Source organism: Pseudomonas sp. PME37.24/006 (genome assembly GCF_055556635.1).
Genome location: NZ_JBVHNL010000001.1, coordinates 461,798 through 482,605, shown reverse-complemented (window position 1 = coordinate 482,605; position 20,808 = coordinate 461,798). Strand labels below are relative to the sequence as shown.

At 60.7% G+C, this 20,808-nt stretch carries 18 protein-coding genes and 1 other RNA gene; 4 read left to right on the top strand and 15 right to left on the bottom strand.

Annotated features, from left to right (window positions below; translation table 11 throughout):
• Positions 1-4 precede the first annotated feature (4 nt).
• From mraY to rsmI, 9 genes are all read right to left on the bottom strand, one after another.
• On the bottom strand, positions 5-1,087 hold the full coding sequence (mraY, locus tag ACZ3GY_RS02220; RefSeq protein WP_463563733.1) for a phospho-N-acetylmuramoyl-pentapeptide-transferase: 1,083 nt from the start codon (positions 1,085-1,087) through the stop codon (positions 5-7).
• Positions 1,088-2,467, bottom strand: coding sequence for a UDP-N-acetylmuramoyl-tripeptide--D-alanyl-D-alanine ligase (locus ACZ3GY_RS02215; RefSeq protein ID WP_463563732.1), 1,380 nt, complete (start codon positions 2,465-2,467; stop codon positions 1,088-1,090). It lies immediately after the preceding gene.
• Entirely contained in the window at positions 2,460-3,923 is a 1,464-nt protein-coding gene (locus ACZ3GY_RS02210; RefSeq protein ID WP_463563731.1) for a UDP-N-acetylmuramoyl-L-alanyl-D-glutamate--2,6-diaminopimelate ligase, read from the bottom strand. Before ACZ3GY_RS02210 ends, ACZ3GY_RS02215 begins: the two co-directional genes overlap by 8 nt.
• Positions 3,923-5,659 (bottom strand): peptidoglycan D,D-transpeptidase FtsI family protein, encoded by a 1,737-nt coding sequence (locus ACZ3GY_RS02205; protein WP_463566000.1) that lies wholly within the window; start codon positions 5,657-5,659, stop codon positions 3,923-3,925. Before ACZ3GY_RS02205 ends, ACZ3GY_RS02210 begins: the two co-directional genes overlap by 1 nt.
• Positions 5,659-5,952, bottom strand: coding sequence for a cell division protein FtsL (ftsL, locus tag ACZ3GY_RS02200; protein ID WP_042554910.1), 294 nt, complete (start codon positions 5,950-5,952; stop codon positions 5,659-5,661). The genes ACZ3GY_RS02205 and ftsL overlap by 1 nt, the downstream gene beginning before the upstream one ends.
• Complete coding sequence (rsmH, locus tag ACZ3GY_RS02195; protein ID WP_463563730.1) at positions 5,949-6,890, bottom strand: 16S rRNA (cytosine(1402)-N(4))-methyltransferase RsmH; 942 nt, start codon at positions 6,888-6,890, stop codon at positions 5,949-5,951. The genes ftsL and rsmH overlap by 4 nt, the downstream gene beginning before the upstream one ends.
• A 2-nt stretch (positions 6,891-6,892) precedes the next feature.
• Entirely contained in the window at positions 6,893-7,348 is a 456-nt protein-coding gene (mraZ, locus tag ACZ3GY_RS02190; RefSeq protein WP_013792660.1) for a division/cell wall cluster transcriptional repressor MraZ, read from the bottom strand.
• A 301-nt stretch (positions 7,349-7,649) separates the two neighbouring features.
• An RNA gene (gene rnpB, locus ACZ3GY_RS02185) (RNase P RNA component class A) lies at positions 7,650-8,007 on the bottom strand.
• A gap of 41 nt (positions 8,008-8,048) precedes the next feature.
• The gene (rsmI, locus tag ACZ3GY_RS02180; protein WP_463563729.1) at positions 8,049-8,921 is read right to left on the bottom strand and encodes a 16S rRNA (cytidine(1402)-2'-O)-methyltransferase; all 873 of its coding nucleotides are present in this window, start codon (positions 8,919-8,921) and stop codon (positions 8,049-8,051) included.
• A 171-nt stretch (positions 8,922-9,092) separates the two neighbouring features.
• Here rsmI and ACZ3GY_RS02175 point away from each other — a divergent pair, with 171 nt between their 5' ends.
• The 4 genes from ACZ3GY_RS02175 to ACZ3GY_RS02160 all read left to right on the top strand — a co-directional run bounded on the left by ACZ3GY_RS02175 (position 9,093) and on the right by ACZ3GY_RS02160 (position 12,461).
• Positions 9,093-10,871, top strand: coding sequence for a penicillin-binding protein activator (locus tag ACZ3GY_RS02175; protein ID WP_465908777.1), 1,779 nt, complete (start codon positions 9,093-9,095; stop codon positions 10,869-10,871).
• Positions 10,868-11,233, top strand: a complete 366-nt coding sequence (locus tag ACZ3GY_RS02170; RefSeq protein ID WP_463563727.1) for a YraN family protein — start codon at positions 10,868-10,870, stop codon at positions 11,231-11,233. Before ACZ3GY_RS02175 ends, ACZ3GY_RS02170 begins: the two co-directional genes overlap by 4 nt.
• A gap of 104 nt (positions 11,234-11,337) precedes the next feature.
• Positions 11,338-11,931 (top strand): phosphoheptose isomerase, encoded by a 594-nt coding sequence (locus ACZ3GY_RS02165; RefSeq protein WP_042554905.1) that lies wholly within the window; start codon positions 11,338-11,340, stop codon positions 11,929-11,931.
• Positions 11,928-12,461, top strand: coding sequence for a BON domain-containing protein (locus ACZ3GY_RS02160; protein WP_225835071.1), 534 nt, complete (start codon positions 11,928-11,930; stop codon positions 12,459-12,461). The genes ACZ3GY_RS02165 and ACZ3GY_RS02160 overlap by 4 nt, the downstream gene beginning before the upstream one ends.
• A gap of 195 nt (positions 12,462-12,656) precedes the next feature.
• Here the strand turns inward: ACZ3GY_RS02160 and pnp are convergent, their stop codons facing one another.
• The 6 genes from pnp to nusA all read right to left on the bottom strand — a co-directional run bounded on the left by pnp (position 12,657) and on the right by nusA (position 20,799).
• On the bottom strand, positions 12,657-14,762 hold the full coding sequence (gene pnp / locus ACZ3GY_RS02155; RefSeq protein ID WP_463563725.1) for a polyribonucleotide nucleotidyltransferase: 2,106 nt from the start codon (positions 14,760-14,762) through the stop codon (positions 12,657-12,659).
• Positions 14,763-14,950: 188 nt separating this feature from the next.
• Complete coding sequence (gene rpsO, locus ACZ3GY_RS02150) at positions 14,951-15,220, bottom strand: 30S ribosomal protein S15 (RefSeq protein WP_042554902.1); 270 nt, start codon at positions 15,218-15,220, stop codon at positions 14,951-14,953.
• Positions 15,221-15,359: 139 nt separating this feature from the next.
• On the bottom strand, positions 15,360-16,277 hold the full coding sequence (gene truB, locus ACZ3GY_RS02145) for a tRNA pseudouridine(55) synthase TruB (RefSeq protein ID WP_463563724.1): 918 nt from the start codon (positions 16,275-16,277) through the stop codon (positions 15,360-15,362).
• 4 nt (positions 16,278-16,281) lie between these two features.
• Positions 16,282-16,689 carry a 30S ribosome-binding factor RbfA gene (gene rbfA, locus ACZ3GY_RS02140; RefSeq protein WP_463563723.1) on the bottom strand — a complete coding sequence of 136 codons (408 nt, stop codon included), beginning with the start codon at positions 16,687-16,689 and terminating at the stop codon, positions 16,282-16,284.
• Between the two features lie 109 nt (positions 16,690-16,798).
• Positions 16,799-19,291: a translation initiation factor IF-2 gene (infB, locus tag ACZ3GY_RS02135; RefSeq protein WP_463563722.1), complete on the bottom strand. Its 2,493-nt coding sequence runs from the start codon at positions 19,289-19,291 to the stop codon at positions 16,799-16,801.
• Positions 19,292-19,317: 26 nt separating this feature from the next.
• A complete protein-coding gene (gene nusA, locus ACZ3GY_RS02130; RefSeq protein WP_463563721.1) occupies positions 19,318-20,799 on the bottom strand; it encodes a transcription termination factor NusA in 1,482 nt (493 codons plus the stop codon).
• Between the last annotated feature and the right edge of the window lie 9 nt (positions 20,800-20,808).

The window sequence follows — 20,808 nt, the reverse complement described above, 5'->3', positions numbered from 1 at the left end:
TTCCTCAACGCAGTTTCAAAGTGGCAAGACCGATCAGCACCAGAATGACGGTGATGATCCAGAAACGAACGATGACCCGCGGTTCGGGCCAGCCTTTCAATTCAAAGTGGTGATGTATCGGTGCCATGCGGAACACGCGCTTGCCGGTCAGCTTGAAACTGGCGACCTGGATGATCACCGACAGGGTTTCCATGACGAACACGCCACCCATGATGAACAGCACGATTTCCTGACGCACGATCACCGCGATGGTGCCCAGCGCAGCGCCTAGCGCCAGCGCACCGACGTCGCCCATGAACACCTGCGCCGGATAGGTGTTGAACCACAGGAAGCCGAGGCCGGCGCCGATCAGCGCGCCGCAGAACACGATCAGCTCGCCTGCGCCCGGTACATAGGGAATCAACAGGTATTCGGAGAAATTCACGTTGCCCGACAGGTAGCAGAAGATGCCCAGGGCGCCGCCGACCATGACGGTCGGCAGAATGGCCAGGCCGTCGAGGCCATCGGTCAGGTTCACCGCATTGCTGGAGCCGACGATGACGAAATAGGTCAGCACCACGAAACCGATGCCAAGCGGGATGCTGACATCCTTGAGCAACGGCACGATCAGGGTGGTTTCGATTGGCGTCTGCGCCGTCATATAAAGGAAGATCGCCGCGCCCAGGCCGAATACCGACTGCCAGAAATACTTCCAGCGACTCGGCAGGCCACGTGAATCCTTTTCGATCACCTTGCGGTAATCGTCAACCCAACCGATGGCACCGAACAGCAGCGTGACGATCAGCACCACCCATACATAGCGGTTGCTCAAGTCCGCCCACAGCAGGGTGCTGACGGCGATTGCCGAAAGGATCAGCGCACCGCCCATGGTCGGCGTACCCTTTTTCGACAGATGCGACTGCGGGCCGTCGTTGCGCACGGCCTGACCGATCTGCCGAATCTGCAGGGTACGGATCATCCAGGGGCCCAAGAACAGCGACAGTGTCAGCGCCGTGAGCACGCCGAGAATCCCGCGCAGCGTCAGGTACTGAAAGACCGCGAAGCCCTTGTGGAACTGTTGCAGATACTCTGCCAGCAGCAGCAGCATTTAGTGACTCTCCCCACTATCGCCACACAGTGCGACCACGACGTTTTCCATCGCGGCGCTGCGTGAACCTTTAATTAGAATGGTGCTGTCGCCGGGCTCGGCGCGTACCGCATCGATCAGTGCGGCCTGGTCGGCGAAGTGCCGGCCAGCGGAACCAAAAGCCTGTACGGCATGTTTCATCTGCGGCCCGACTGCATACAGGGCGTCCACCTTGCCGAGCGCATATTCGCCGACCTCACGGTGGCCCTGCTCTGACCAGTCGCCCAATTCACCGATATCGCCCAGCGCCAGCACCTTGCGCCCGGAGAAACCGGCAAGAATATCGATGGCAGCGCAGATCGAAGCCGGGTTGGCGTTGTAGGTATCGTCAATCACGCGTGCGCCGTTCTGCGCCAATTGCGCGACGGCACGCCCTTTGACCGGCAGCAAGCTTTCGAGACCGTTCTTGATGGCCACCAGCGGCACCGCCAAGGCATGGGCGGCAGCGGCCGCAGCCAAGGCATTGGCGACGTTGTGCTCACCCAGCAGGTTCAGTTGCACACGCGCCTGGCCATCATGGCAATACAGGCTGAAAGCCGAGCACCCACGCGGGTCGCGGCTCAATTCGCTGGCATGGAAATCAGCAGATGCATCACGCAGGGAAAAACTCAGCACCCGGCGCCCGGCCGCACGCTTGACCCAGCGCTCGAAGGCCACGTCATCCCGATTGAGCACGGCGACGCCACCCTCGCTCAGCCCTTCAAGGATTTCACCCTTGGCCAGCACGATGTTCTCAGGCCCACCGAACTCACCCACATGAGCGCTACCGGCGTTGGTGATGATCGCCACATGCGGCTGAGTCAGGCCGACGGTGTAGGCGATTTCGCCAATACCGGAAGCGCCGAGTTCGATCACTGCCCCCTTGTGCTCGGGCGCCAGCTCCAGCAGGGTCAACGGCACGCCGAGTTGGTTATTCAGGTTGCCACGGGTGGCCAGCACGGTGCCGCCCAGATCCATGAAGGCGGCGCGCAGGATGCTGGCGAGCATTTCCTTGACCGTGGTCTTGCCGCTGGAGCCGGTCACGGCAGCCAACGGGCCGCCGTAGGCCTGACGATTCAATGCAGCCAGTTGGCCAAGGGCCAGGGCCGTATCGCTGACGACCAATTGTGGCAAACCGGCATCCGGCACTTCGCGCTCGACCAGCGCCGCCACGGCGCCTTTCGCAGCAACCTGCGCCAGGTAGTCATGGCCGTCGAAACGCGGGCCGCTCAGGGCGATGAACAGTTGGCCTAGCACAATGCTGCGGCTGTCGGTGCTGACGGCATCGAAAACGCAATCTTCATCAACCAGGCGGCCACTCAATGGCCCGGCCACTTCGCTCAAACGCAGTGCCTTAAGCATGTGCCGCCTCCCATGCCGCGAGTGCGCGAGCCGCTTCCTGCAAATCGGAGAACGGCTGACGCACGCCGTCGATTTCCTGGTAGTCCTCGTGGCCCTTGCCAGCCAGCACCACCACGTCGCCCACTGCGGCTTCGCCGATCAGTTCAGCGATGGCACGGCCACGACCATGGACGAAACGCACTTGATCCGCGCTGCGCAAACCGCCACGGATATCCTCGAAAATCTGCTCGGGTGCCTCGCTGCGCGGATTGTCGTCGGTAACCAGCGTGGCATCGGCCAGGCGCTCGACGACTTCGGCCATCAGCGGACGCTTGCCGCGATCGCGATCGCCGCCACAGCCGAACAGGCAAAGCAGGCGACCGGTGACGTGTGGGCGTAGCGCACTCAGCACTTTTTCCAGAGCGTCCGGGGTGTGGGCGTAATCGACCACCACCAGCGGTGCCAGCTGACCGCCCAGGCGCTGCATGCGCCCGACCGGCCCCTGCAGACGTGGCAGGGCTTTGAGAATCTCGTCCAGCGGGTAATCCATGGCCACCAGCGCACCGACCACCGCCAACAGGTTGCTGAGGTTGAAGCGTCCCAACAGCGAGCTGCGCAGGCTGCCTTCGCCACGTGGAGTGACCAATGTGGCGCGCACGCCATGATCATCGAAATGAATGTCACGGCAGAATAGGTAGGCGCTTTCATTTTCCAGGCTGTAACCGATCAGTCGTGACTCGCGCTCTTCCTCGGCGAGTTTGCGACCTACGGCGTCGTCCAGATTGATCACCCGGCTGCGCAGGCTCGGCCAGGCGAACAGGGCCGACTTGGCAGCCTGATAGGCCTCCATCGAACCGTGATAGTCGAGGTGGTCGCGCGACAGATTGGTGAACACCGCTACGTCGAAGTCCAGCGCGGCGACACGGCCCTGATGCAGGCCGTGGGACGATACTTCCATGGCGATCGCCCGAGCGCCGTTCTTCTTCAGTCCGGCTAGGGTCGCTTGTACGCCGATGGGATCGGGCGTGGTGTGAAGCCCCTGAGCCAAGGCGCCATAGAAACCATTGCCGAGGGTGCCGACAACACCGCAGGGCTCGCCAAGCAGATCCAGCGCCTGAGCCAGCAACTGGCTGACACTGGTTTTGCCGTTGGTGCCGGTGATACCGACCATATGCAGACCACGGCTCGGCTCGCCATAGAAGCGCCCGGCAATCGCCGACAACTGCCCTGCCAAACCCTTGATGGCAACCAGTTCAGCGCTCTCGGCGGTCATCGGCAGAGAGCCATCGATTTCGTAGGCAACTGCGGCGGCGCCGCGGGAAATCGCATCAGCAATGTGCACGCGACCATCCTGACGAGTGCCCTGTACGGCCAGGAACAGATCGCCCGGACGTACTTGACGGCTATCCAGCGTCAGCTCGCGAATCAGGACACTGCTCTGTGCTTGCGGCAGTAATTGGTTCAATGGCATGGGCATCAGCCGCGCCCTCCATTGTTGGTCGCCGTCGGCGCTTCGGCTTTCGCCGCGGCAGTTTCCGGCAGATTGTCCGGGGTGATGTTCATCAGGCGCAGACCACCGGCCATGACGCGGCTGAACACCGGCGCCGATACCAGGCCGCCGTAGTAACCGCTCTTGCTGGGTTCGTCGATGACCACGGCGATGGCGATACGCGGGTTGCTGGCCGGAGCGAAGCCGGCGAACAGCGAACGATAGGCATTGGCCTGATAGCCTTTGGTACCGGAGGCAGTCTTGCGTGCAGTGCCGCTCTTGCCAGCGACGTGGTAACCCGGCACCTGGGCACGGAATACACCACCTGGCGCTTCGATCACTTGCTGCAGCATGCCCTGTATGGTGTGGGCGACGTCTTCCGGGATCACCTGCACGCTGTCGCGCACGCGATCGGTACGGGTCAGCGACATTGGTACGCTGCGCCCGCTGTTGCCGAGTACGGCATAGGCATGCGCCAGCTGCACGGCAGTAACCGAGAGACCGTAACCGTAGGACAGCGTCGCGGTCTCGGCCTTGCGCCACTCACGGTGGTTGGGCAGGTTGCCGACGCGCTCACCTGGGAAGCTCAGACCAGTATCCTGGCCGAGGCCGACCTGCTGCATAACGTCATAAATGGCAGCGCCGCCGATATCGAAGGCGACCTTGCTCATGCCGACGTTACTAGACTTGATGAGGATGCCCGTCAGGTCGAGCACGCCTTCCGGCGCACGGGATACGTCTTTGATGGTGTAACGGCCGATCTGCAGCGTACCGCCCTGCACATCGACCTTGTCGGTAGGCTTCCAGCGCCCGGTTTCCAGAGCGGCGCTCATGGAGAACGGCTTCATGGTCGAGCCAGGCTCGAACACATCGATCATCGCCCGGTTGCGCATGGCGGCCGGCTGCAGATTGCGGCGGTTGTTCGGGTTGTAGGTCGGCTGGTTGACCATGGCGAGGATTTCGCCGGTCTTCACGTCGACCATCACCAGGCTGCCGGCCTTGGCGCCGAACTCGACCAGCGCATTGCGCAGTTCGCGGTGGGCCAAGTACTGCAGACGCAGATCGATGGAAAGCGCCAAAGCCTTGCCGGCCTTGGCGTTCTGGGTAACCTGAACGTCGCGAATCAGACGACCACGCCTGTCCTTGAGCACCTGACGCTTGCCAGGCACGCCAGCCAGCCAGTCCTCGAACGCCAGCTCGACGCCTTCGCGGCCGCGGTCATCGATATCGGTGAAGCCGACCATATGGGCGGTCACTTCACCGGCCGGGTAGAAACGGCGGAATTCTTCGATTGGGTAAACGCCCGGCACCTTGAGGTCAAGCACACGCTGGCCCTGCTCCGGGGTCAGACCACGCACCAGGTACATGAACTCGCGCTCGGCATTGGCCTGCAGGCGCGTGGCGAAGGCATTCGGTTCTTGACCAAGCGCGGCAGCGAGCACCGGCCACTGGGCCTTGCCGGCCTGCAGTTCCTTGCCGTTGGCCCACAACGTGGTGACCGGCGTACTGACGGCCAGCGGCTCGCCATTGCGGTCGGTGATCAAGCCACGGTGTGCCGGGATCGGAATGTGCCGAACGCTACGTGCATCGCCATGGGCTTTGAGGAAGTCGTGGTCGAATACGTGCAGCTCGAAAATGCGTGCAGCGATCGCAGCGACCATCACCGCCAGCAGCAGCATGACCAAACGGAAGCGCCATGGGTAAAGAGCACCCTCCAGCTTCATCATGGCGCCACCATGCGCACTTCGGCGGCGTCGGGGATGCGCATTTTCAGCTGTTCGCTGGCCAGGGTTTCTATACGGTTGTGAGCGGTCCAGGTGCTTTGCTCGAGAATCAACCGACCCCACTCAGCCTGCGCCTTGTCGCGCACGCTGAGTTCGGCATACAGGCCATTGAGCAACTGACGATTCCAATGCGCGCTGTAGGACACTGCCAGCGCGGAGCCGAGCACGGCAACGAAGAGCACCAGCATCAGCAGGCTGCCCTTGGGGAAACGCTTGGCGAGCACGCCGCTCATCGCAGCTTCTCCGCGACACGCATGACGGCGCTGCGCGAGCGAGGGTTGGCCTTGAGCTCGACTTCGGAAGCAAACTGCGGCTTGCCGATCAGTTTCAGGCGCGGCTCGAAGGCCTTGGGGATGATCGGCAAGTCGCGGGGCAATTTGTCCATCTCGCCCTTGGCGTGCTTACGCATGAACAATTTGACGATGCGGTCTTCCAGGGAGTGAAAGCTGATCACTACCAGACGACCACCAACTTCCAGGCTTTCCAGCGCGGCATCGAGGCCACGTTCCAGGTCACCCAGCTCGTTGTTGACGTGAATGCGCAGGCCTTGGAAAGCTCGGGTAGCCGGATTCTTGCCCTTCTCCCAGGCGGGATTGGCCACGGTCAGTACCTGAGCCAGATCGGCGGTACGCTCGAACGGCTGTTCGGCACGACGTGCTACCACCGCGCGAGCCATGCGCTTGGCAAAACGCTCTTCGCCGTATTCCTTGAAGACCCGGGCGATTTCGTCGGCATCGGCAGTGGCAATGAACTGCGCTGCACTGACGCCACGCGTCGGATCCATGCGCATGTCCAGAGGGCCGTCATTGAGGAAGCTGAAGCCACGTTCGGCGTCGTCCAGCTGCGGGGACGACACACCCAGATCCAGCAGCACGCCACTGACCCTACCGGCGAGATCGCGGACAGCGAGCTCATCAGCAAGTTCCGCAAAGCTTCTCTGCACAACGACAAAGCGGCCGTCTTCGGCCGCTAGCGTATTTCCAGTCGCGATTGCGAGAGGGTCCTTATCGAACCCCAGCAAGCGACCGCCTGGCCCGATCCGATCAAGGATCAGCCGGCTGTGCCCCCCTCGCCCGAATGTACCGTCCACATAGCAGCCATCCGCACGCAGCGAGAGGCCTTCGACGGCCTCCTCGAGCAGTACAGTGATATGGCGGAAGGTAGAGGTCATATTCACAGGATCAGGTCACGTAAGTCATCGGAAAGAGCACCCGGTTGCTTGATGGCGGCCAGATCGGCGTCAGCCACGGCATTCCAGGAATCCTCATCCCACAGTTGAAATTTATTTAGCTGCCCCACCAACATCGCGCGCTTATCCAGCTTGGCGTACTCGCGCAAACGCGGCGGAACCAGAAAACGACCACTACCGTCCAGCTCGAGATCGACGGCATTACCAATCAGCAAACGCTGCAGGCGGCGGTTTTCCTCACGGAAGGACGCCAGCTCACGCAGCTTGTTTTCGATGATTTCCCACTCCGGCAGCGGGTAGACACAAAGGCAGGGATCGATGGCATCAATGGTAACGATGAGCTGGCCAGCCGAACGCGACACGAGCTCGTCCCGATACCGGCTAGGCATCGCGAGTCGCCCTTTGGCGTCGAGACTTATGGCGTTAGCTCCGCGAAACACTGTTGCGCTTCCCCTTAATTAGCCATCTGCATCCAAAAAAACCCACTTCATGCCACTTTTCACCACCGGAGCACACTATAGGAACGCGCATACCCCACCGTCAAGGCGCGCCAGAACGGAAAAGTCCTTATAGAACGGAGATTTAGCGGATAAAGGAGGGAGTGTGACGGAGGTATCGGGGTGATAGTCAGGGTAAAAACAAGCACATACAGAAGCCTGACCCACAAACTTAAAGTAGTTTGTTAAGAGTAAGATCTTTTCGGTATTAGAAACGAGAGGATGGAGCGCAAAGCGAAAGGAGGTGGAGAGTCGATCTATAAGCCGGGTTCTGTCGAGGACAGTCATTCCTCTACGACGGACATCACTGTACGTCTTTAGCAACCTACCCGGTTCCAGCGCGGGCCACGCCAATGGAACCCTATTTGGTCTTGCTCCGAGTGGGGTTTGCCTAGCCACGGACTGTTACCAGCCGCGCGGTGCGCTCTTACCGCACCTTTTCACCCTTACCGGCGCCGAAGCGCTTAGGCGGTTATTTTCTGTGGCACTTTCCGTAGGCTCACGCCCCCCAGGTATTACCTGGCACTCCGCCCTATGGAGCCCGGACTTTCCTCCCCCACACTTCGCGAACGAAGCACGGCAGCGACTGTCCGATCGACTCTCCGCCGACTAGGGTAACCGCTGGGGCACAGTGAGAACAAGTTCAAACATCCTGCTGACGCTCTAACGCGGCCTGATAAAGCAGGTTCTTGCGCACCCCGGTGATCTGCGCCGCCAGCGCCGCCGCACGTTTGAGCGGCAGTTCGGCGAGCAGCAGATCGAGCACGCGCAGCGCTTCGACACTGACCGCAGCTTCGTCTTCAGGCGCCTGCCAGCCGGCCACCAGCACCACGCACTCGCCACGCTGCTGATTGGCATCCGCCGCCACCCATTCGCACAACTGCTCGAGCGGCAGCCCCTGCAGGGTTTCGAAGGTTTTGGTCAGTTCGCGTGCCAATAGGGCCTGGCGCTCGCCGCCGAACACGTCGCGCATGTCCTGCAGGCATTCCAGAATCCGGTGCGGCGCCTCATAGAAGATCAGCGTACGCGGTTCTTCACGCACCAGCTCAAGGCGGGTGCGCCGCCCCACGCTCTTAGCGGGCAGGAAACCTTCGAAGACGAAACGATCGGAGGGCAGGCCGGCAGCGGACAACGCGGCGATCAACGCGCAAGCGCCCGGCACCGGCACCACGCGAATACCCGCAGCACGCGCCTGGCGCACCAGGTGGTAGCCGGGATCGGAGATCAGCGGCGTACCGGCATCAGAAATCAGTGCGACATCTTCGCCCGCACGCAGACGCTCGATAAAGCGGCTGCCCTCATCACGCTCGTTGTGCTCATGACAGGCAGCCAGCTGCGTGCCAATACCGAAGTGCTGCATCAGGCGCGCGGAGTGCCGGGTATCCTCGGCAGCGATCAGCGCGACACTGCTGAGCACCTTGAGCGCCCGGGCGCTGAGGTCGTCGAGATTGCCGATAGGCGTCGCCACCACGAACAAGGTGCCCGTGGCGGAACGGGGAGCTTCACTAGCAGTCACGGCGGCGCCTCATCTAATCAGAAAGCGCTCATTGTAACGCGTGCGACAAACGAGGGGTTCCCGACGGACGATACCGCTGTCTGCGCACCGGTTAACACCTTCGAGATCGCGCCGACGGCATGCCTTGGGTACAATTGTGCGTTCATTTGCTCAAGAACCGGAATCGCTTACATGATCGCCTGCCTGCGTCCGCTCTCTGCACTCTGCCTTGCCGGCTTGCTCGTTGCCTGCAGCAGCTCGCCCACCTCCAACCTCGGCGAACTGCCTCGCACACCTCAAGCCAGCCTCGAGCAGATGCTCCAGCAGGCCGGTACCAGCCAGAGCGAAGACGCGCAATTGCTGCGTCTCACCGCCGCCGACCTGGCCTACAAGCAAGGCAACGCCGAGCGCGCCAGCGGCATTCTCGCCCAGGTCGACCTGCAGACCCTCAAGCCGGCTCAGCAGATCTTCGCCAGCACGCTCGCTGCCGAATTGGCCCTGACCCGCAACGATGCCAAGGCAGCGCTCAGCGCCCTCGCCCATCCCAGCCTTGAGCGCCTCGGTGAACTGCCGGTCGAACAGCAGACACGCACCCAGCTGGCTCGCGCCAACGCACTCGAGAAAGACGGCCAGATTCTCGCCGCAGCCCGTGAGCGCGTGTTCATCGCACCACTGCTGAGCGGCGACGAGGCACAGCGCAACCAGGATCAGATCTGGAGCCTAGTCTCCAGCCTGCCGGCCGAGCCGACGCCCAGCGCCGACGATGCCGATCTGGCCGGCTGGCTGTCTCTGGCGCAGGTCGCCAAGACGGTCGGTACCCTGCAACAACAGCAGGGCGCCATCGACAACTGGCTGGCTCAACACCCGAACCACCCCGCTGCCCAGCAACTGCCGAAAGCCCTGGCCGACCTGCAGGCACTGTCCAGCCAGCCGCTGGAAAAAATCGCCCTGCTGCTGCCACAGGAAGGCCAACTGGCATCCGTGGCGCGCGCACTGCGTGACGGCTTCCTCGCCGCTCACTACCAGGCGCAGCAGAGCGGCGAGAAGCAGCCGCAGATCCAGCTGTACGACAGTGCCCGCCTGACCTCTCTGGATGATTTCTACCGCCAGGCTCAGGCCGATGGCGTGCAACTGGTCGTCGGCCCACTCGAGAAGAATCTGGTGACCCAGCTAGGCAATCGCGAGCAACTGCCGATCACCACCCTGGCCCTCAACTACAGCGAAGCCAGCGCAGAAAGCCCGGAGCAACTGTTCCAGTTCGGCCTGGCCGCCGAAGACGAAGCCCGTGAAGTCGCTCGTCGCGCCTGGGCCGATGGCAAGCGCAGTGCCGTGGCACTGGTACCCAAAGGTGACTGGGGCGATCGCGTCCTGGCCGCGTTCCAGCAGAGCTGGCAGGCCGCCGGCGGCACCTTCCTAGGCGCCGAACACATCGACCAGCCGGTAGACATGGCTCGGCAGATCGCCAACCTGTTCCAGCTCAGCGGCAGCGGCTCGGCTTCCGGGGCTGCGCCCAGCCGCCGCCAGGATGTCGACTTCATCTTCCTTGCCGCCACGCCACAACAGGCTCAACAGATCAAACCGACCCTCGCCTACCAGTACGCAGGTGAAGTGCCGGTCTATGCGACCTCGCACCTGTTCAACGGCAGTATGAATGCCGCCCAGTATCGTGACCTCGACGGCATTCGCTTCTGCGAAACGCCGTGGCTGCTGGACGCCAACGATCCACTGCGACAGCAGGTCAACAACCAGTGGCCGCAAGCTGGCGGCAGCATGGGCCGCCTGTACGCCATGGGCGTCGATGCCTTCCGCCTGGCGCCGCGCCTGGGCCAGCTCAAGGCACTGCCAGACAGCCGCATCGATGGTCTTTCCGGCAGCCTCAGCCTGAACCCTGCGCAACGCGTGGAGCGTCAACTGCCCTGGGCTGAAATTCGTGGCGGGCAGATCCAGCGCCTGCCCGACGTTCCGCTTTGAGCGACGACCCTCGACATGCCAGCGGGCGAGCGGCTGAAGCCCTCGCCCGCGAGCATCTCGAAACTCACGGCCTGAAACACATCGCCCATAACTGGCGCGGCCAACGCGGCGAACTCGATCTGGTCATGCTCGATGGCGATACAGTAGTATTCGCCGAAGTGCGCTATCGCAAACACAATGCCTGGGGCGGTGCGATCGAGAGCGTCGACAGGCGCAAGCGTGACAAGCTGATCGCCACGGCTACACAGTTTCTGCAGCAAGAGAAGCGCTGGGCCAAACATCCCTGTCGTTTCGATGTCATAGCCATAGGCCATGGCAAACCCGCACCACTGGAGTGGATCAGGAACGCCTTCGACAGTTGAAGCCCCGGCTTGCTGCGAACGCACCGTTTCACCGCCATTTTCAACGACAGCGCTGCGCGCCACCCGGCTCGGCGTACCGTTACAGTCAAGGTCAAAACATCCACATGGATATGCAAGCCCGGATTCGCCAGCTGTTTCAAGCCAGCATAGAAGCCAAGCACCACGCGATGGAGGTACTGCCACCTTTCATCGAGCACGCCAGTCAGGTGATGGTTCAGGCGCTGCTCAGCGAAGGCAAGATTCTTTCCTGCGGCAACGGCGGCTCCGCTGGCGACGCTCAGCACTTTTCCTCGGAATTGCTCAACCGTTTCGAGCGTGAGCGCCCAAGCCTGCCAGCCATTGCGCTGACCACCGATAGCTCGACGATCACCTCGATCGCCAACGACTACAGCTATAACGAGATCTTCTCCAAGCAGATCCGGGCACTCGGCCAACCCGGCGACGTGCTGCTGGCGATCTCCACCAGTGGCAACTCAGCCAACGTGATCCAGGCCATTCAGGCCGCTCATGACCGGGAAATGACCGTGGTCGCCCTGACTGGCCGTGACGGCGGCGGTATGGCTTCGCTGCTGCTCCCGGAAGATGTTGAAATTCGCGTGCCGTCCAAGGTCACGGCACGCATTCAGGAAGTCCATTTGCTGGCCATCCACTGCTTGTGCGACCTTATCGACAGTCAACTGTTTGGGAGTGAAGAATGACCCGTTCACCATTGATCTTCGCCGCACTGGCAATCAGCCTCATCCTTGGCGGTTGCGGCAGCCGTAGCATTGGCAACAAGATCGACGATCAGTTCGTCGGCCCCAATGTCGAAAACGCCATTACCCGCGCGCACGCTGATCTCGCCAGCCCCACCTCGCACATCGTCGTGAGCAGCTACAACGGCGTGATCCTGATCGCAGGGCAGACGCCACGCGCCGAACTGAAGAGCACCGCCGAGCAGGCCGCGCGCACCGTACAAGGCGTGCGCAAGGTACACAACGAGCTGCAGGTGCAGCAGCCAAGCTCGCTGCTGGCCCGCAGCAACGACTCGCTGCTGACCACCAAGATCAAAACCCAGATGCTCGCCGACAGCGGCGTACCGGGCAGCCGCATCAAGGTGATCACCGAGAACGGTGTTGTCTACTTGCTGGGCGTCGTCAGCCGCCAGGAAGCCAATGCCGCAAGCAACGTCGTACAGAACACCTCGGGCGTACAGAAGATCATCAAACTGTTCCAGTACACAGACTGATCGGATCACTACAACACAAACGCCAGTCAGGCTTGGCCTGGCTGGCGTTTTTTATGTCTACGGATCATCAGCAAGGCACTCCAAAAGGCAACATTCGCGATCCCTGAGCGCGCCTGACGTCTTTATCGAGCACCCATAAAAAAGCCAGTCAGGTCACCCTGACTGGCTTTCTCGTAGCAGCGGCGTTAGCCCGGGTCAGACACCCGAAGCTTTGGCAGCGGCAACGTCCTTGATGGACAGCTTGATACGGCCGCGGTTGTCGACGTCCAGTACCAGCACTTCGACCTCCTCGCCTTCTTTCAGAATGTCGGTGACCTTCTCGACGCGCGCATCGCTGAGCATGGAGATGTGCACCAGACCGTCTTTGCCCGGCAGGATGTTGACGAAGGCACCGAAGTCGACGATGCGCTCAACCTTACCGACGTAGATCTTGCCGATCTCGGCTTCCGCAGTGATGCCCAGAACGCGCTGACGCGCGGCTTCTGCAGCTTCCTTGGTTTCGCCGAAGATCTTGATCGAGCCGTCGTCTTCGATATCGATCGAAGCCTTGGTCTCTTCACAGATACCGCGGATGGTAGCGCCGCCTTTACCGATGACGTCGCGAATCTTGTCCTGGTCGATCTTCATGGCGATCATGGTCGGCGCATTGGCCGACAGTTCGCTACGCGATTGAGCAATGACCTGATTCATCTGGCCGAGGATATTCAGGCGCGCTTCCAGGGCCTGGCCCAGAGCGATTTCCATGATTTCTTCGGTGATGCCCTGGATCTTGATGTCCATCTGCAGCGCAGTGACGCCATTGGCGGTACCGGCTACTTTGAAGTCCATGTCGCCCAGGTGATCTTCGTCGCCGAGGATGTCGGTCAGAACGGCGAATTTCTCGCCTTCTTTAACCAGCCCCATGGCGATACCGGCTACCGGCGCCTTCATCGGCACACCAGCATCCATCAGTGCCAGGGAGGCACCACAGACCGAGGCCATCGAGGACGAACCATTGGACTCGGTGATTTCCGACACGACGCGGATGGTGTACGGGAACACGTCAGCAGCCGGCAGCATGGCAGCTATGGAGCGACGCGCCAGACGGCCGTGACCGATTTCGCGGCGGCCAGTGGCGCCCATGCGACCACACTCGCCCACCGAGTACGGTGGGAAGTTGTAGTGCAGCATGAAGGGGTCTTTACGCTCGCCTTCGAGGGTGTCCAGCAGCTGTGCGTCACGGGCGGTGCCGAGGGTGGCAACGACCAGCGCCTGGGTTTCGCCACGGGTGAACAGCGCCGAACCGTGGGTCTTGTCCAGCACACCGACTTCGATGTTCAGGCCACGCACGGTACGGGTGTCACGGCCATCGATACGCGGTTTGCCGTTGACGATGTTCTCGCGCACGGTGCGGTATTCGATTTCGCCAAATACTTCTTTGACTTCGCCGGCAGTTGGCTGGCCTTCTTCGCCAGAGAACTTGGCAACGATTTCATTGCGCAGCTCACCCAGACGGGCATAACGCTCGTGCTTGACGGTGATGGTGTAAGCCTGGGAGATGGCATCGCCGAACTCGCTACGAATAGCGCTGAGCAGTGCGGTGTTTTCAGCCTTTGGCTGCCAGTCCCACGTCGGTTTGGCGGCTTCGGCAGCCAACTCGGCGATAGCCTGGATAACGACCTGGAATTCATCATGGGCGAACAGCACAGCGCCCAGCATCTGGTCTTCGGTCAGCTCTTTGGCTTCCGACTCAACCATCAGTACGGCGTCTTTGGTGCCCGCTACGACCATGTCCAGGCTCGACGCCTTGAGCTGCTCATAGTTCGGGTTCAGCAGGTAGCCGGTTTCCGGATGGAAAGCGACGCGGGCGGCACCGATTGGGCCGTTGAACGGAATGCCGGAGATCGCCAGAGCAGCCGAGGTACCGATCATCGCAGCGATGTCCGGATCGGTCTTCTTGCTGGTGGAAACCACGGTGCAGATGACTTGCACTTCGTTCTGGAAGCCTTCTGGGAACAGCGGACGGATCGGACGATCGATCAGACGCGAGGTCAGGGTTTCTTTCTCGGAAGGACGCGCCTCACGCTTGAAGAAACCACCGGGGATCTTGCCGGCAGCGTAGGTTTTTTCCTGGTAATGCACGGACAGCGGGAAAAAGCCTTTGCTCGGGTCGGCAGTTTTAGCGCCGGTTACGGCAACCAGTACAGCAACGTCGTCGTCAACGGTGACCAGCACTGCGCCGGAGGCTTGACGGGCGATACGGCCAGTCTCGAGGGTAACGGTCGATTGACCGAACTGAAATTTCTTGATTACCGGGTTCACGGTGTTTTCCTTCTCTCTGTTGCCTTTGGGGAAACGGTTTCTTGCGAATTCGTGGGCAGTGGCTTCGGGAGTCGGCCCGGCGCTGTCCAAACGGGTGAAACGTTAAAACGGATGAAGCATAAACACAAAAGCTGGAAGCGAGGCGAGCTCACTTCCAGCTTTTGCGGTCAACGGCGCATAAGCATTGCTTAGCGACGCAGACCCAGACGACCAATCAGGGCGCTGTAACGGCTGGTGTCTTTACCCTTCAGGTAATCCAGCAGCTTACGACGCTGGTTAACCATACGGATCAGGCCACGACGCGAGTGGTGGTCTTTACCGTTGGCCTTGAAGTGGCCTTGCAGCTTGTTGATGTTAGCGGACAGCAGAGCAACCTGAACTTCCGGGCTACCGGTATCGCCTTCGGCTTGCTTGTAGTCATTAACGATCTGAGCTTTTTCTTCAACGCTGAGTGCCATGTGGGCATCCTCTCATCTGGAGATTGTCGCGAACGACAGCCTCAATAGGCCGGGAATAGCTTCCCGTGTTTTAAAGGAGGTATGACCGCGCCTATTAACAGCCACCCTCGATACGAGCCGCCGGAGCAGCTCGCCACGGTCATACAGACCGAATCAAACGACGCGGCGCAATACGCCCGTCTTCGCTCACTTCACCGATACCGATGAAACGAGCATTGTGATCTTGTACCCGCACCATGCCGAACTTCGGCGCGTCTGCGGCACGCACAGGCTGCCCTTGTAGCCAATAGAACGCACTGTGCTCCGAGAAACTCAGCAGCGGCCAATGCTCCAGACCACTGTCTACGGGTAGCAGAAAGCGATCTACCGCCTCATGACCACCCTCGGCATGCACACGCTCGATTTCTTCCAGACTGACGGTTTGCACCAGCCCGAACGGCCCAGCCTGTACTCGTCGCAGCTCGGCGACATGGGCACCACAGCCCAGCAACTGGCCGATATCTTCGACCAGGGTGCGAATATAGGTGCCTTTGCTGCAATCGACTGCCAGGCTCGCCTTGTCGGCGGCGCAGTCGAGCAACTCCAGGCGCGCAATAGTAACAGAACGCGGTTCGCGCTCCACCACTTCTCCTGCTCGAGCCAGCTTGTACAGCGGCTGGCCGTCACGCTTGAGTGCGGAGTACATGGGCGGGATCTGGCTGATATCACCCCGAAAGCGCGGCAACAGCGCTTCGATATCGGCAGCAGCGACGTTCACATCACGACGCTCGAGCACCTCACCTTCGGCATCGGCCGTGGTGGTGGTAACGCCAAGCTGCATGACCGTCTCATAGCCTTTGTCGGCATCGAGCAGGTACTGGGAAAACTTGGTCGCCTCACCAAAGCACAACGGCAATACGCCGGTGGCAAGCGGATCCAGACTACCGGTGTGTCCAGCCTTCTCGGCATTGAGCAACCAACGAATCTTCTGCAATGCGGCGTTGGAACTGAAGCCTTTGGGCTTGTCGAGCAGAATGATGCCATCGACCTTGCGACGAATACGCTTTACCTGAGCCACGCGCTTACTCCTTGGCCTCGGTATCATCTTCAGCGTGCTTGCTGTCCTCGGTCACCGCACGCTCGATCAGTGCTGACAACTGAGCGCCACGAATAACACTCTCGTCATAGTGAAACCGCAGGTTCGGCACACTACGCAACTTCATCGCCTTACCTAACTGCATACGCAGGAAACCGCTGGCGTCATTAAGCACGCGTAGGCTTTGCGTAACCGGATCGACGCCCTCTTCGGGCTCGACACCCATGATGGTGACGAACACCTTGGCATGGCTGGCATCACGACTGACGTCGACCGCAGTGACAGTCACCAAGCCACCCAGGCGGGGATCTTTGACTTCCGAGCGAATCAGCTGAGCCAACTCGCGTTGAATCTGGTCGCCGATGCGCTGGGCACGGCTATAGTCTTTTGCCATCTTTGCTACCTTCCACTCGCCTCGACGCCTGAAAAAGCATCGGACTCAAAAGCGGCAAACGCCCGGCCGCGCGAATGCGGGGCCGGGCGCTGCGTATTGCGACTCGCGATTACAGGCTGCGAGCCACCTGGACCTTCTCGTACACTTCGATCTTGTCGCCGACCTTGACGTCGTTGTAGCTCTTCACAGCGATACCGCATTCCATGCCGTTACGCACTTCGGCCATATCGTCTTTGAAGCGACGCAACGATTCCAGCTCGCCTTCGTAGATCACCACGTCGTCGCGCAGTACGCGAATCGGACGGTTACGGTGAACCGTACCCTCGACCACCATACAACCGGCGACCGCACCGAACTTCGGCGAACGGAACACATCGCGGACTTCGGCGATACCGAGGATGTTCTCGCGAACATCGCTGCCGAGCATGCCGGTAAGCGCTTTCTTGACGTCTTCGATGATGTCGTAGATGACGTTGTAGTAACGCATGTCCAGACCTTCCTGCTCGACGATCTTGCGTGCGCCCGCATCGGCACGCACGTTGAAGCCGAACAGTACAGCGTTGGAAGCGAGTGCCAGGTTGGCATCGGATTCGGTGATACCACCAACGCCGCCACCGACCACACGCACTTGTACTTCGTCGTTACCCAACCCGCCAAGCGAGCCTTGCAGCGCTTCCAGCGAACCACGGACGTCAGATTTGAGGACGATGTTAAGCGTCTTCTTCTCTTCCTGGCCCATGTTCTCGAAGATGTTTTCCAGCTTGCCGGCATGCGCACGAGCCAGTTTCACTTCGCGGAACTTGCCCTGACGGAACAGCGCAACTTCACGCGCCTTCTTCTCGTCAGCCAAGACGCTCATTTCGTCACCGGCTTCTGGCGTACCGTCGAGACCGAGGATCTCAACCGGGATCGCCGGACCTGCTTCTTTGATCGACTTGCCGTTCTCGTCGAGCATGGCGCGAATACGGCCGTAGTTCGAACCGACTAGCACCATGTCACCCTGACGCAACGTACCGTCCTGAACCAGAACAGTCGCTACCGGACCACGACCCTTGTCCAGGCGGGACTCAACCACCACACCACGGCCAGGAGCCGACGGTGTTGCGGTCAGTTCCAGCACTTCGGCTTGCAGCAGGACGGCTTCGAGCAGGTCATCCACACCGGTACCGACTTTCGCGGAGACCGACACGAACGGCGTATCACCGCCCCACTCTTCAGACGTCACACCGTGAACCGACAGCTCGCTGCGGATACGGTCGAGGTCAGCGCCCGGCTTGTCGATTTTGTTCACTGCAACCACCAGCGGTACACCAGCAGCCTTGGCATGCTGGATCGCTTCGATGGTTTGCGGCATCACGCCGTCATCAGCAGCCACCACCAGGATCACGATATCGGTCGCCTTGGCACCACGAGCACGCATTGCGGTAAACGCAGCGTGACCCGGGGTATCGAGGAAGGTAACCATGCCGCGATCGGTTTCTACATGATAGGCACCGATGTGCTGGGTAATGCCACCGGCTTCGCCAGAAGCTACCTTGGCGCGGCGGATATAGTCGAGCAGCGAGGTCTTACCATGGTCAACGTGACCCATGACAGTAACGACCGGCGCGCGGGAGATAGCCTCGCCTTCAAACTTCAGGTACTCAGCCAGTTGCTCTTCCAACGCGTTATCGCTGACCAGCTTGACATTGTGGCCCAGCTCTTCGGCAATCAGTTGCGCAGTTTCTTGGTCGAGAACCTGGTTGATGGTGACCGGAGTCCCCATCTTGAACATGAACTTGATGACTTCAGCGGCCTTGACCGACATCTGCTGGGACAGCTCGCCAACCGTGATGGTCTCGCCAATGGCAACATCACGCACGACCGGACCGCTCGGGCTCTGGAAGCCATGCTGATTGCGCTTCTTGAGCTTGGACTTGCCACGGCCGCCACGACGGAAGCCATCGCTCTCTTCATCGACGGAACGCGGAGCCACACGCGGAGCAGGCGCTTTTTCCTTGACGGTCGGGCGGTGCTGGGTGGTCTTGCGATCACCATCACGGCGGCTAGCGTCATCGTTACGAGGCTTGTCTGGGCGACGCGGCTCGTCCTTCTTACGCTCATCGGCTGCAGGAGCAGCAACCGGCGCAACAACTGGCGCTGGCGCCACTTCGGCAGCAGGTGTTTGCCCGGCAGTTGGCGAGGAAGTCTGGCGCTTGGCCTCATCCTCAGCCTTACGCTTGGCTTCTTCCTCGGCTTTCAGGCGAGCAGCTTCAGCAGCCGCGCGTTGCTCTTCGAGCCCACGCTGCTTCTCGGCTTCGATCTCTTCGTTGCTGCGCTCGACGAAGGTTTTCTTCTTGCGCACTTCAACGCTAATGGTCTTGCTGCCAGCGACCCGTAGGGTGCTGGTGGTTTTGCGCTGCAAGGTAATCTTGCGCGGCGCGTCGGCTTTCTTCTCGCCGTGGCTGCTCTTCAGATGAGCAAGCAGGGCCTGCTTCTCGTTATCGGTGACAACTTGCTCGGCACTGCTGTGCGGCAAACCCGCCTCTCGCATCTGCTGCAGCAGGCGCTCTACCGGTGTGTCGACCACTTGGGCCAGTTCTTTCACCGTGACTTGCGTCATGCACTTCTCTCCTCAGGCCGTAAAACTTACTCGAACCAGTGGGCTCGGGCGGCCATGATCAGCTTGCCGGCACGCTCTTCGTCGATGCCGTCGATGTCGAGCAGGTCGTCAATAGACTGCTCGGCCAGGTCTTCGCGGGTAACCACACCGCGCACTGCCAGTTCCTGCGCCAGGCCTTTGTCCATACCCTCGAGTTCGAGGAGGTCTTCGGCCGGCTGGGCGTCTGCCAGCTTTTCTTCTGTAGCGATGGCTTTGGTCAGCAAACGATCTTTCGCTCGCGAGCGCAGTTCGTTGACGATTTCTTCATCGAAACCATCGATGCTGAGCATCTCTTCCATCGGTACGTAAGCAATTTCTTCCAGGCTGGTGAAGCCTTCTTCGACCAGCACCTGGGCCAGTTCTTCGTCGACTTCCAACTCGTCGATGAAGCTCTGCAGGATGTCGCCAGTCTCGGCCTGCTGCTTGGCCTGGATGTCCGCTTCGGTCATCACGTTCAGCGTCCAGCCGGTCAGCTGGCTTGCCAGACGCACGTTCTGGCCACCACGGCCAATCGCTTGAGCGAGGTTGTCTTCGCCGACAGCGATGTCCATGGCATGAGCGTCTTCGTCAACGATGATCGCCGCGACTTCAGCCGGCGACATGGCGTTGATGACGAACTGCGCCGGGTTGTCGTCCCACAGCACGATGTCCACGCGCTCACCGACCAACTCACCGGAGACCGCCTGTACACGCGAACCGCGCATACCGATGCAGGCACCCTGCGGATCAATACGCTTGTCCTTGGAACGCACCGCGATCTTGGCTCGCGAGCCTGGATCACGCGAAGCAGCCTTGACCTCGATGAGGCCTTCGGCGATTTCCGGCACCTCGATGCGGAACAGCTCGATCAGCATTTCTGGCGCAGTACGCGACAGAATCAGCTGAGGGCCGCGATTCTCGGCACGGATTTCCTTGAGCAACGCACGCAGACGAACACCAACCCGGAAAGTTTCACGCGGGATAATGTCTTCGCGAGCCAGCAACGCTTCCGCGTTAGCGCCCAGATCAACGATGACATTGTCACGAGTCACCTTCTTCACGGTACCCGCGATGATCTCGCCAACACGCTCACGATAGGCTTCGACAACCTGAGCACGCTCGGCTTCGCGCACTTTCTGCACGATGACCTGCTTGGCTGTCTGTGCAGCAATACGACCGAACTCGATGGAGTCGATTTTCTCTTCGAGTACATCACCGACCTTGGCATTCGCCTCAACAGCCCGTGGCATGTCGATGGTCACTTGATGCGCAGGATCTTCGAAATGCTCTTCCTCGACCACAGTCCAGCAGCGGAAGGATTCATAGTTGCCACTCTGACGATTGATCGCCACGCGCAGCTCTACTTCATCTTCAAAACGTTTCTTGGTCGCCGTGGCTAAAGCCAGCTCAAGCGCCTCGAAAATTACAGAGGCCGGCACGCCCTTTTCATTGGATACCGACTCAACAACCAGCAGTACTTCTTTGCTCATCGTACGCCT

Bases quoted from the DNA above. Each gene is read 5' to 3' on its own strand.
- rpsO (WP_042554902.1), bottom strand. From the start codon at position 15,220: ATGGCACTCAGCGTTGAAGAAAAAGCTCAGATCGTTAATGACTACAAG.
- nusA (WP_463563721.1), bottom strand. From the start codon at position 20,799: ATGAGCAAAGAAGTACTGCTGGTTGTTGAGTCGGTATCCAATGAAAAG.
- ACZ3GY_RS02205 (WP_463566000.1), bottom strand. From the start codon at position 5,659: ATGAAGCTGGAGGGTGCTCTTTACCCATGGCGCTTCCGTTTGGTCATG.
- ACZ3GY_RS02165 (WP_042554905.1), top strand. From the start codon at position 11,338: ATGGATATGCAAGCCCGGATTCGCCAGCTGTTTCAAGCCAGCATAGAA.
- mraY (WP_463563733.1), bottom strand. From the start codon at position 1,087: ATGCTGCTGCTGCTGGCAGAGTATCTGCAACAGTTCCACAAGGGCTTC.
- ftsL (WP_042554910.1), bottom strand. From the start codon at position 5,952: ATGAGCGGCGTGCTCGCCAAGCGTTTCCCCAAGGGCAGCCTGCTGATG.
- rsmH (WP_463563730.1), bottom strand. From the start codon at position 6,890: ATGACCTCTACCTTCCGCCATATCACTGTACTGCTCGAGGAGGCCGTC.
- infB (WP_463563722.1), bottom strand. From the start codon at position 19,291: ATGACGCAAGTCACGGTGAAAGAACTGGCCCAAGTGGTCGACACACCG.
- ACZ3GY_RS02215 (WP_463563732.1), bottom strand. From the start codon at position 2,467: ATGCTTAAGGCACTGCGTTTGAGCGAAGTGGCCGGGCCATTGAGTGGC.
- ACZ3GY_RS02175 (WP_465908777.1), top strand. From the start codon at position 9,093: ATGATCGCCTGCCTGCGTCCGCTCTCTGCACTCTGCCTTGCCGGCTTG.
- rbfA (WP_463563723.1), bottom strand. From the start codon at position 16,689: ATGGCAAAAGACTATAGCCGTGCCCAGCGCATCGGCGACCAGATTCAA.
- ACZ3GY_RS02210 (WP_463563731.1), bottom strand. From the start codon at position 3,923: ATGCCCATGCCATTGAACCAATTACTGCCGCAAGCACAGAGCAGTGTC.
- ACZ3GY_RS02160 (WP_225835071.1), top strand. From the start codon at position 11,928: ATGACCCGTTCACCATTGATCTTCGCCGCACTGGCAATCAGCCTCATC.